The sequence below is a fragment of the Lysobacter avium genome (genome assembly GCF_015209745.1).
Taxonomy (GTDB): Bacteria; Pseudomonadota; Gammaproteobacteria; order Xanthomonadales; family Xanthomonadaceae; genus Novilysobacter; species Novilysobacter avium.
The window spans coordinates 2,735,008-2,746,127 of record NZ_CP063657.1 but is presented as its reverse complement, the minus strand read 5'-3'; the positions used below and the strand labels follow the sequence as shown (position 1 = coordinate 2,746,127).

10 protein-coding genes and 1 tRNA gene are annotated in these 11,120 nt (G+C 67.5%); 6 read left to right on the top strand and 5 right to left on the bottom strand.

The features are described from left to right. Nucleotides 1-3 precede the first annotated feature (3 nt). Nucleotides 4-1,434, top strand: a complete 1,431-nt coding sequence (locus INQ42_RS12295) for a flavin monoamine oxidase family protein (protein ID WP_194035898.1) — start codon at nt 4-6, stop codon at nt 1,432-1,434. 80 nt (nt 1,435-1,514) lie between these two features. Beyond that, on the top strand, nt 1,515-2,678 hold the full coding sequence (locus INQ42_RS12290) for an acyl-CoA dehydrogenase family protein (protein ID WP_194034515.1): 1,164 nt from the start codon (nt 1,515-1,517) through the stop codon (nt 2,676-2,678). 103 nt (nt 2,679-2,781) lie between these two features. On the opposite strand, the gene INQ42_RS12285 is transcribed toward INQ42_RS12290, so the two are convergent. Further along, nucleotides 2,782-4,503: a hypothetical protein gene (locus tag INQ42_RS12285; RefSeq protein WP_194034514.1), complete on the bottom strand. Its 1,722-nt coding sequence runs from the start codon at nt 4,501-4,503 to the stop codon at nt 2,782-2,784. A gap of 65 nt (nt 4,504-4,568) precedes the next feature. Beyond that, on the bottom strand, nt 4,569-5,225 hold the full coding sequence (locus INQ42_RS12280) for an SOS response-associated peptidase (protein WP_194034513.1): 657 nt from the start codon (nt 5,223-5,225) through the stop codon (nt 4,569-4,571). A gap of 79 nt (nt 5,226-5,304) precedes the next feature. Here INQ42_RS12280 and INQ42_RS12275 point away from each other — a divergent pair, with 79 nt between their 5' ends. Continuing rightward, nucleotides 5,305-6,093 (top strand): extensin-like domain-containing protein, encoded by a 789-nt coding sequence (locus tag INQ42_RS12275; protein ID WP_194034512.1) that lies wholly within the window; start codon nt 5,305-5,307, stop codon nt 6,091-6,093. A 53-nt stretch (nt 6,094-6,146) separates the two neighbouring features. On the opposite strand, the gene INQ42_RS12270 is transcribed toward INQ42_RS12275, so the two are convergent. After that, nucleotides 6,147-6,223 (bottom strand) — tRNA-Arg (locus INQ42_RS12270). A gap of 82 nt (nt 6,224-6,305) precedes the next feature. Between INQ42_RS12270 and ubiA the strand changes: the two genes are divergently transcribed. After that, complete coding sequence (gene ubiA / locus INQ42_RS12265) at nt 6,306-7,208, top strand: 4-hydroxybenzoate octaprenyltransferase (protein WP_194034511.1); 903 nt, start codon at nt 6,306-6,308, stop codon at nt 7,206-7,208. 102 nt (nt 7,209-7,310) lie between these two features. Here the strand turns inward: ubiA and INQ42_RS12260 are convergent, their stop codons facing one another. After that, a complete protein-coding gene (locus tag INQ42_RS12260; RefSeq protein WP_194034510.1) occupies nt 7,311-7,844 on the bottom strand; it encodes an HdeD family acid-resistance protein in 534 nt (177 codons plus the stop codon). A gap of 59 nt (nt 7,845-7,903) precedes the next feature. Then, nucleotides 7,904-8,668, bottom strand: a complete 765-nt coding sequence (locus tag INQ42_RS12255) for a ComF family protein (RefSeq protein ID WP_228064374.1) — start codon at nt 8,666-8,668, stop codon at nt 7,904-7,906. A 107-nt stretch (nt 8,669-8,775) separates the two neighbouring features. Here INQ42_RS12255 and bioB point away from each other — a divergent pair, with 107 nt between their 5' ends. Continuing rightward, the gene (gene bioB / locus INQ42_RS12250) at nt 8,776-9,888 is read left to right on the top strand and encodes a biotin synthase BioB (protein ID WP_194035896.1); all 1,113 of its coding nucleotides are present in this window, start codon (nt 8,776-8,778) and stop codon (nt 9,886-9,888) included. Between the two features lie 3 nt (nt 9,889-9,891). Next, complete coding sequence (locus INQ42_RS12245; RefSeq protein WP_194034509.1) at nt 9,892-11,112, top strand: 8-amino-7-oxononanoate synthase; 1,221 nt, start codon at nt 9,892-9,894, stop codon at nt 11,110-11,112. The last annotated feature ends 8 nt before the right edge of the window (nt 11,113-11,120 follow it).

The window sequence follows — 11,120 nt, the reverse complement described above, 5'->3', positions numbered from 1 at the left end:
AGCATGGACAGAAGACATTTCCTCAAGGGCACGGCAGGTGCCGCGATGCTCGGCGTCCTGGGATGCGCGTCGGCGCCCAGGACGCCCGTCGCCGGCGAGCGACGCAGCGATGTCATCGTGATCGGTGCCGGCCTGGCCGGACTGGCTGCGGCACAGGCATTGCAGGACGCGGGCGCACGGGTGACCGTGTTGGAGGCCAACAACCGCATTGGCGGTCGCCTCAACACCATCGAGAGCAATGGCTTGCGCTTCGAGGTCGGCGGCGTCCAGGTCGGTGCCGGCTACGAGCGTGTACACGCGCACGCCAAGCGGGTCGGTATTGAGATCGCTCCGCCGGACATCAAAATGATGGGGCCGGACGGCCGGCCGTTGCCGACCGCACTGATCTTCCCGGACGGCAGCGTTTCCAGTGCGGAGTGGACGGACAGCCCCCTCAATATCCTCCAGGGACGTGAGCACGCGCTGGCACCGACCGACCTGCTTCGCGTGGCCATGAACGACATTGCCCTGGATCAACTTGCTGGCTGGGATGATCCGTCCAATCTCGCGCTCGACATTCCGCTGCGCGACCATCTCTCCGCGCAGGGCTGGTCGGCCCAGGCGCTGGACTGGATGGACGTGGCCGACAGTTACACCTCGCTGCGCACCATCAGTGCGCTGGATGCGCTGCGTCGTGGCGCCGAACTCAAGGACGGCCCGCGCGCACCTCCCGGCTGGGTCACCAAGGGCAGCCAGGCTTTGCCCGAGGCGATGGCCGCCGCGCTGGACAATGCGCCGTTGCTGGGCATGGAAGTGCTGGCGGTAGAGCAGAACGCGCGTGGTATCGAGGTGCGGTGCAAGGACGGCCGCCGCTTCCGTGGCGACCGCGTGGTGATGACCGTGCCGAGCGGACCGCTGAGCCGGATCCGGATCGATCCCCTGCCACCGGCGGCGCAGTCCGCGGTATGGGCGGCCCGGCGCAGCAATTCGGTCACGACCATGCATTTCCATCCGACGCGACCCTTCTGGGAGACCGACGGCCTGCCGATGAACATGTGGAACGACGGCCCGCTGCAGCGCGTCATGGCCGTGCCGGACAGCGCCGGCACCGTCCAGCGCCTGATCGTCTGGCTCAACGGTGACGCTGCGGATGCCGCCGATCGCCTCGCACCGGAAGCGCGCATGCAGTGGGCGATGGACCAGATGGCTCGCCTGCGCCCGGCCAGTGCGGGCGCGCTGGAGCCGCTCGCGACGCGCGGCTGGGGCTCGGACCGTTTCGCTGACGGCGCATTCTCGGAGATCGCACCCGGCCGAGTGGCCGAGACCGTTGAGTGGAGCGGCAAGCGGTTGGGCCGCATCCACTTTGGCGGCGAACACAACGCGTTCGACAAACCTGGAATGGAAGCGGCCGTGGTTTCAGGCGAGAGGGCCGCAGTCGCGGTCCTTGCTGCCTGACACCAACGCCTTCCGACCCTCACCCCCTCCCCCTCGAATCCGGCTGCGCCACGCTAGCCTTCCCGACAAGAAGAAAGACCATGTCCCTCAATCCCTACGACCTGTACGACACCCGTTCCCTGCTGACCGAGGAGGAGCGCGCCGTGCAGGACACGGTGGCGCGGTTCACCGACGAGCGCGTGCTGCCGATCATCGGCGACGCCTTCGATGAAGGCCGCTTCCCGCGCGAGCTGATTCCCGAGATCGCCGAGCTGGGCCTGCTGGGCTCCTCCCTGCCGGAGGAATACGGCGGTGGTGGCCTGAATTCGGTGTCCTACGGCCTGATCTGCCAGGAGCTGGAGCGCGGCGACAGCGGCATCCGCAGCTTTGTCTCGGTGCAGTCCTCGCTGTGCATGTACCCGATCTTCGCCTATGGAACCGAGGAGCAAAAGCAGCGCTGGCTGCCCTCGATGTCGCGCGGCGAGACCATCGGCTGCTTCGGCCTGACCGAGCCGCACGGCGGCTCCGACCCGGCCAACATGAAGACGAGCGCCAAAAAGGACGGCGGCGACTGGGTCCTCAACGGCAGCAAGATGTGGATCACCAACGGCAACCTGGCCGACATCGCGATCGTCTGGGCGCAGACCGATGACGGCATCCAGGGCTTCATCGTCGAGAAGGGCATGAAGGGGTTTGCGGCCCAGGAGATCAATCACAAGATGAGTCTGCGCGCCTCGGTCACCAGCGGCCTGTTTTTTGACAACGTGCGCGTGCCCGAAGCCAACCGCCTGCCCAACGTGAAAGGCCTGAAGGGCCCGCTGGGCTGCCTGACCCAGGCCCGCTACGGCATCACCTGGGGCCCGATCGGCGCGGCGATTGCCTGCCTGGACGAAGTGCTGGGATACACCGGGGAGCGCATCCTGTTTGACCGCCCCGTCGCGGCCACCCAGAGTGCGCAGCTGAAGATGGCCGACATGGCTCGCCGCATCACCATGGCGCAACTGCTGGTGGTCCAGCTGGGCCGGATGAAGGATGCCGGCACGATGGCGCCGACCCAGGTCAGCCTGGCGAAGTGGAACAACTGCCGGATGGCGATCGACATCGCCCGCCAGTGCCGCGACCTTCTCGGTGGCGCAGGTATCACCACCGAGCATTGCGCGATCCGTCACGCGATGAATCTGGAGTCGGTGATCACCTACGAGGGCACCGAGACCATCCACCAGCTGGTGGTGGGTCGTGAGCTGACGGGGATCAACGCGTTCTGATCCATACGCCGCTGATCCCGCTGGGCCGCAACCGCAAGTCAAGACCATGAAAATGCCGCCCTTCGAGGGCGGCATTTTTGTGCGTGGACAGAGCCCGGGCGCGCTAGTTCAGCTGCAGTGCGAGGCTTCCGTCGGTAGCAAGCGACCCGATGACCGCGCCGGTGGGATCATGCACCGGCACCGCCGCGGCAATTGCCAGCGTGCCATCGCCATCATCGACCGATGCGAAGTCGGCAATCCGGTAGCTGCCCGCCAGCAGGTTTCCGGTGTCGACGATGATGCGGGTGCCCTTGCCGATCGTCAGCGTAGGCTCGCTCTTCTTGGCGGGGTTGTTGTCACCAGCGAAGATCCCGCCGATGTGGGTGCCCACGACCAGTGGCTCGCCGGGCTCCGGCGCGACGATGCGGAAGTTAAGCGTGCCGCCGTCGATGACCATATCCTGCTGCGCGGTGGGGTATGGCGAGCGCGCCTTGCTGTCACCCTTGATCGCGCCGATGAACGACTGCGGGTCGACGTTGATCGCTCCGCCGGAGATCGTCAGCGCCCCCATGGGGCTGTAGATCGCCGACAGTCCCGTCAGGTTCACCACCCCGCCCTTGATCGCGCTGTCCGCACCGATCAGCTGGCCGTTGTCCAGGTTGATCGTGCCGTCCTCCAGCACAGTCTGCATGTTCCACATGGACGGACTTTCAGTTGGTGTATCAATCAGCGACTGGCTGCTGGAGACACTCAGCGTGCCGCCGCCGATGACCGTGGTCACGTCGGCGCCCAGCGCCAGCAAAGTCGAGCGGTGCTCGCCATGAAGGCTGATGGAACCCGATCGCAGGTTGACGCTCGGAGCCGGAGGCCTGGTAGCGCCGTCGCCTGACGGCTTGGATGCCCGCATGATCTGCACCATGCCGTCCGATACCCGGATTGCAGGACCCGGCGTTCCTGCGCTACCAATGTCTATGTCACCGTCGGTGACCAGCGCCAAATACTTGCCCAGCGTCCAGCGATCGCGGTCAAGTCGCTGCCGCGGATCGTAGTAGATGGGGCTGACAGTCCCATTCACGGCGCCGGCACTGCTGATGCTGCCTCCCAGAAGTTCAATGCCGCGGGTGCCCTGCAGCGTGGTCTCGCCGCCGCCGCCGCGCGACGACAGATCCCCGCCATTCCAAACAAGCTTGCCGTCGCGGGCCGCGATCAGGTTCTGGTTGAGCGAGTTGAAGTCGAGCACCCCGTCGTTCACCACAAGATCGCCGCTGTCGGCGGTCAGCTTCCAAGCGCTCTGATCGCGCGCGCGCATTACGGAGCTGGCTGCCCCCAGCGCAGCCAGCACCGCCATCTCGGTCAGTGGCTCAGGCGGCACATCATTTGCGTCGGCCGACGTAAACGCACTGCGGATCCGCTCGGCATCGCCATTGGCAAAGAATTCACTCACCTGCGCTGCGGTGTAGAGCTGGTAACCAGCCCGAGGCGCGCGCGACGCTCCAGCTCCGGAGGCCTCCGGATGTGTCTTGTTGTAAAGCGAGATGCTCTTGCCACGGCCCAACTCGACCCCGCGGGTCAGGTCGACCGGATGCGCGGTGCGGAAGGTGCCACCGTCGATCACCAGCCCGTCGCGTCCGCGGATCTCCACCGAGGCCGGCTCGATCCCGTCGGCCGTCCGGACGAAATCACCTCCGTCGATGACGGACGCTGAGAACCGGTGCACACCCGCGCCGAACCGGCCGCCGTCCGGCAGCGGTGCGACGTTGGTGTCGTCATCCGCGGGGCTCGCCGCCGCGTGCGGCGAGGCGGCCAGTGCCAGTGAAAGTGCCAGGACAGATACGTGGTGCGTCATACGGCGCCTCCTTTCAGGAGTCCCGAGTGTGTTGCCTAATGTCCGGACAATCAATGCGGGGGCCTTCACGCAATCTTGGGAAGCACAAGCTGCGGACCGCTACTGCGAACGTTGCCCACGGCCCGCTCCACCGCATGCCATTCCAGCTCGGGTGTACTTGCCGACAACGCGATCTGCGCCGCGTCTTCCGGTGAACCCCCGATCCACTCGCCCAGCAGATCGCCGGAGAGCATCAATGGCATGCGGTCATGCAGATGGGCGATCGCCGGATCCGCGTCGCGAGTGACGATGCTGTAAGTGAGCAGCTCGCCGCGCTGCTCCCACAGTCCGGCAAAGAACAATACCGGCGAGTTTCGCGCGTGGATGAAGTAGGGCTGTTTGGCGCCATCTTCCATCCGCCATTCGTAGTAGCCCGAGCTGGGCACCAGTCCCCGGCGCTGCTTCCACGCCGCCCGGAACACCGGCTTGGTGGCCGCCGTTTCACAGCGCGCATTGATCGTGCTGTACGCCAGCCGCGTGTCCTTTGCCCACGACGGCAGCAGGCCCCAACGCATTTCCGTGGCGACGGCCCCGTCACCGTCGGCGACGAGCACCCACCCGGCCTGGGTCGGCGCGCGGTTGTAGTTGGGCTCGGGATCCTGCTCCGGCGTGCTCACCGCAAGGCCGCCGGAGAACGCGTGGATCTCGCGCCACGTAAAGAACTGGCTGTCACGTCCGCACATCGGGGAAGCGTACGCGCAGCGGCGTGTAGCGTGCCTGATGACGACGCCCGGCTGACGACCGATCACCCACAGTCGGCTCATGACCGACACCGCAAGCACCGCGCGACGCATCTGGTTGCTCTTCCTGCTGGCGATCCTGCTGGGCTGGTGGGCCGTGGAATCAGGCGGGATCGCGATACCCGATGCGTGGAACCCGTTGGCGCCCCTGCAGATCGACGAACCGCCAAACCTGCTGACCGGCTTCAAGCTGTCGCGGACGTCGAGCGATCCTGAAGCGTGCAGGGCAGCTCTGGCCGACGCGCAGATGGCGTGGACGCCACTGGAAGACCGCGTCACAGGTCCGGGTTGCGGTTTCGAGAATGCGGTGGCCATCACCCGGAGCAGCGTCGCCGTCAACGCTCCGTTCTCGCTGAGTTGCCGCGCCGCATTGTCGCTGGCGATGTGGGAGCGCCATGTACTGCAGCAGGCCGCGGCGACGGAATTGGATGCGAAGGTCGTGCGAATCGAGCATTTCGGCTCATATGCCTGCCGGAACCTGTACGGCCGGACGACGGGGGCCCGCAGTCAACACGCAAGTGCGGATGCGCTCGACATTGCCGCCTTTGTCATGGATGACGGCCGGCGGGTCAACGTGGTCAACGATTGGGGATCGGTCGGATCGGAAACCGATTCGCGCGAGGATGTGCCTGGCGGCGTTGCGGATCCTCAAAACGCCCCAAACGACAATCTGACTCCCGCGGCGCGCTTCCTGCGTGCGGTACACGACGGCGCCTGCCGCTACTTCGATGCCGTTCTCGGGCCGGACTACAACAGCGCCCACGCCGACCACTTCCACTTCGACCGCGGCCGGGCCCGTGCCTGCCGGTAACGTTGCGCCCGGTTCGAAGGAAAAGGGGAAGGGATGTGGCGGTCCGCCGGAGATGGTGCGCCTGGAGGGATTCGAACCCCCGACCAATGGCTTCGGAAGCCACTACTCTATCCAGCTGAGCTACAGGCGCATCTTGGGCCGCATGCGAAGACCGCACGGGGAGCGCATTCTAGCCCCAAACCCGGCCGCGCGTCATCGCCCATAATTGCACAATGAACTACGAGCGTTTCGAGCCGGCCCAGGTGCCTGCGTGGAAGACCCGCCTGCGCCTGTACTGGCAGCTGACCCGCAACGACCGCCCGATCGGCTGGTTGCTGCTGCTCTGGCCGACCTGGTGGGGGCTGTGGCTGGCGGCCGGGGGCGTGCCGCCGATGTGGACGTGGTTCGTGTTCACCGCCGGGGTGTGGCTGACGCGTTCGGCCGGCTGCGTGATCAACGACTACGCCGACCGCTGGCTGGACCCGCATGTCGAGCGCACCCGCGAGCGCCCGCTGGCGACCGGCGCGGTGCGAGGACGCGAGGCTTTGGCGCTGTTCGCCGTGCTGATGCTGGCCGCGTTCGCACTCGTGTTGACGATGACCACGCTGACCGTCTGGCTCAGCCTGGTCGGCCTGGTGCTGGCGGCCAGCTATCCCTACCTGAAGCGCTACACGCACCTCCCGCAGGTCTACCTGGGCATGTCGTTTGGCTGGGCGATCCCGATGGCATTTGCGGCGGTGACCGGCGAGGTCCCGCCGCTGGCGTGGCTGTTGTACGTGGCCAACATCCTGTGGTCCACGGGCTACGACACGTGGTACGCGATGGTCGACCGCGAGGACGACATCAAACTGGGCGCCAAATCCACCGCGGTCCTGTTCGGCGACCTGGATCTGGTCATCCAGGGTGTGATCTACGCGCTGTTCTTCGCCGCCCTGCTGCTGGTGGGCCAGCGTGCCGGGCTGGGCGCCTGGTACCTGGCCGGGCTGGCCGTCGCCGTCGTGCTGGTGGCGTGGGAGTTCTGGATCAGCCGCACCCGCGAGCGCGGACCGCTGTTCCGCGCGTTCGTGCACAACCACTGGGTGGGGATGGCAGTGTTTGCCGGAATCGCGCTGGACCTGTGGATGCAGCGCGCCTGAGTCCCCGCCCGATCGTCGCGGGCGGATCCTCACGGCCAGACCCGGACGGCCTGATCCTGACGATCTGATTCCCACGACCGATTGTCCCGGAAGATTCCCAGGCTAGAGGCGGGTGGCGAACCTGCGCAGTTTCAGTCCGACCCAGATCTGCAACGCGCCGTACAGCAACGCTCCCAGACCGATCCAGATCGCGATGGTGGCAAGTCCGGCCAGCGGGTAGGCCACGAAAAGCACCGCCAGCGCGATCGCCAGCAGGCCGCTCAGCGCGATCAGCCACTCACCGCGGATGTGCTTGCGGATCCGGATCGCCAGGGCGATGCGGAACACGCCCGCGACCAGCAGCCAGGCGGCCAGCAGCAGCAACAGGACGCTCGCCATCTGCAGCGGGTTGAGCACCGCGAGCACACCGAAGGCAAGCGAGCTGAGCGAATACAGGGCGAGCCAGCCACGTGAGATCCGCGAGTTTCCGGAAATCAGTGCAAACAGACTGATCACCCCCTCGGCGATGGCCATCACGCCGAACGCCCAGACCATCGCCACCGCGGTGGCGGCCGGTGAGACCAGCGAGATGATTCCGAACCCCACGGCGATCACGCCAAACAACACCAGTACCCACCAGCTGCGGCCAATCACCATGACGATTTCCCGATAGAAGATGGCCCCATCTAGGCGCGCGCGGCGACGCCTGTCAAATGTCACGGAACCCGCGCGGCAACCCACGCATCCACCCGTACTGCGCCGGCCCGGTACAGGCACTGCGCCGCCGAATGAAGCGTGGCTCCGGTGGTCATGACGTCGTCGACCAGCACCACGTGGGCCGGCAGGTCAACGCGCGGCCGGACGTCGAACGCATCCTCCACGTTGTACCTCCGATCGGCCGCGTCCAACCGCGATTGCGGACTCGTGGCAATCGCGCGCAGCAGCGCGCCGTCGAGCAGCGGTACCCCCAACGCGCTAGCCAGCGGACGGGCCAGCTCCAGCGCCTGGTCATAGCCCCGCTGGCGCAGGCGGGAGCGGTGCAGGGGCACCGGCACGATCGCATCGGGTCGTGGCAGCGCGGCGAACGCCTGCACCATCAGCGCGCTCAGCACCCGCCCGGCGGCCAGGTCGCCGTGGAACTTGAAGCGCGGCGCGAGTCGGTCCAGCGGTGCGCCATAGGTGCAGGCGGCGCGCACCTCGACCAGCGGTGGGGGTTCGGCCAGGCAGCTCGCGCACGTCGCCGACGCGGTGTCGTGTGGGTTTGTCGTGTTGGCCTTCTCAGCGGCCAGCGGCAACGCACAGCGCCGGCAGGCACCCGGATGCCAGGGGATTGCCGCCTCGCACAGCGGGCACAGATCGCAACCTTGCTCCCCGTCCGCGCCGCAGGCCAGGCAGTTCCCGGGCCACAGCGCGCTCGCAAGTCGGCCTCTCAACCGGGCCAGCGCGCCACCCCCGTTTCGCCCCACCGTGCTGATCGCCATGTGTTGACAGTCCCGAGCGTTGCTTTCCAGACTGCCCGGCCCCTCATCGCGCCGTCAGCCGGAAAACCGCCATGTCCCGTGTCAGTGAAGCCAGCATTTCCGCCGATGTGCCCGATGCCCTCCGCAATGACTGGTCGCGCAGTGAAGTGCTTGCCCTGTTCGAGCTGCCGTTTACCGAGCTGCTGTTCCGCGCGGCGAGCGTCCACCGTGCGCATTTCAATCCGGCCGAGGTCCAGGTCAGCACCCTGTTGTCGGTGAAGACCGGCGGTTGCCCCGAGGACTGCGCCTACTGCCCGCAGGCCCAGCGCTACCACACGGGCGTGGACGCGCAGAAGCTGATGTCCACCGACGCGGTGCTCCAGCGTGCGCGCGCCGCGCGCGATGCCGGCGCCTCTCGCTTCTGCATGGGTGCGGCGTGGCGTTCGCCGGCCGACCGCGACATTCCCAAGGTCGCCGAGATGATCCGCGGCGTGAAGGCGCTCGGGCTGGAGACCTGCGCGACGCTGGGCATGCTCAGCGGCCACCAGGCGGAGTCGCTCAGGGATGCCGGACTGGACTACTACAACCACAATCTGGACACCGCCCCGGAGTTCTACGGCGAGGTGATCCAGACCCGCGGTTATCAGGATCGACTGGATACGCTGGCCCTCGTCCGCGACGCCGGCCTGAAGACCTGCTGCGGCGGCATCGTCGGCATGGGCGAGTCGCGGGAGCAGCGCGCCGGACTGCTGCAGGCGCTGGCCAACCTGCCCGCCCATCCCGACTCCGTGCCGATCAATCGCCTGGTCAAGGTCGCCGGTACGCCGCTGGCGGACGATGACGCGCTGGCCGAGCTGGACCCGTTCGAGTTCGCCCGCACCATCGCCGTGGCGAGACTGCTGATGCCCCGGTCAATGGTGCGCCTGTCGGCGGGGCGCGAGCAGATGAGCGATGAGCTGCAGGCGCTGTGCTTCCTTGCCGGTGCCAACTCGATCTTCCACGGTGAGAAACTGCTGACCACCGCGAACCCGGGCACCGACCATGACCGCGCGCTGTTCGACCGCCTCGGCCTGCGGGCGATGCCGATGCCCGGAAAGGACGATAATGTGACCCCTACGGCCACGAGTCCGGGGGGAACAGTGCACGCCGACATCATCCAGAGCGACAGCTTCGATCACCGCGTCAACGACGCGCCTGCAACGTCCCATCCGCCGCGATCAGTGGCCGGCGTGAAGCGCTGAGCCGTGGCGCGCGCATTCTGGGGCGAGCGAATTGACGCGATCCGGGCGCAACGCGCCGATGCGTCGGGCAGCCACGCCCGCTGCGCGGTCAGCCATCGTGACGGCGCGCGCTGCAGCGTCGACGGCCGCGAGCTGCTGAACTTCTGCAGCGACGACTATCTCGGCCTGTCCCAGCATTACGCGGTGATCGGTGCGTTGCAGGACGCCGTGGCCGCGCAGGGGGCCGGTGGCTCCGGATCGCACCTGGCCTGTGGCCGGCATCAGACCCACGAGCGGCTGGAGGAGGAGGTCGCCGACTGGCTGGGCACGCCGCGCGCCCTGTTGTTCGGCAGCCGTTACCTGGCCAACCTGGCGGTCCTGCAGTCACTGCTCGGCGAGGACGACGTCTGCGCCCAGGACGCGTTCAACCACGGCAGCCTGGTCGACGCCGCCCGCCTGGCCGGCTGCCACCTGCGCCGCTACCCGCATGGCGATCCGGAGGGCGCGATCCGGCAGTTGCGCAGCATGCCCGACGGAGTGGCGATGGTCGCCACCGAAGGCGTCTTCAGCGCGGACGGCGACATTGCCCCGTTGCGGCAACTGGCGCTGGTCGCCCGCGTCCAGCACGCGCTGCTCTACGTCGACGACGCGCACGGGATCGGCGTGGTCGGTCCGGAAGGACGCGGCAGCGTTGCCGCCGCCGATCTGGGCGTGGATCAGGTACCGCTGCAACTGGCCAGCCTGGGCAAGGCGCTGGGCGGGCAGGGCGCGGTGGTGGCCGGCACCCATGAGCTGATCGAGCACCTCGCCGAAACCGCGCGCCCCTATCGATTCACCACGGCCTTGCCGCCCGCGCAGGCGGCGGCCGGACTGGCTGCGCTCAAGCTGGCCCGGAAGGATCATTGGCGACGGGAGAAGTTGGCCGAGCTGGTTGCGCATTTCCGCGAGCGTGCCCAGCGCGCCGGCTTGACCCTGCTCGACTCGCAGACCCCGATCCAGCCTCTGCTGGTCGGTGATGATGCGTGCGCGGCATCGATGGCGGCCGCTCTTCAGCGCGTCGGCTATTGGGTGGAAGCGGCTGCGTCGCCGACGTTCGGCGAAGGCCAGGCCCGCCTGCACATCACCCTGTCCGCGCTGCACGCCCCGGCTGATATCGACGGCCTGCTCGAGGCCATGTCCGGCGCCCGCGATCGCGCCCGCGCCGAGGCCCGCGTGGCCGCCATCAGTCGCGGTGTCACTTCATGAATCCACAG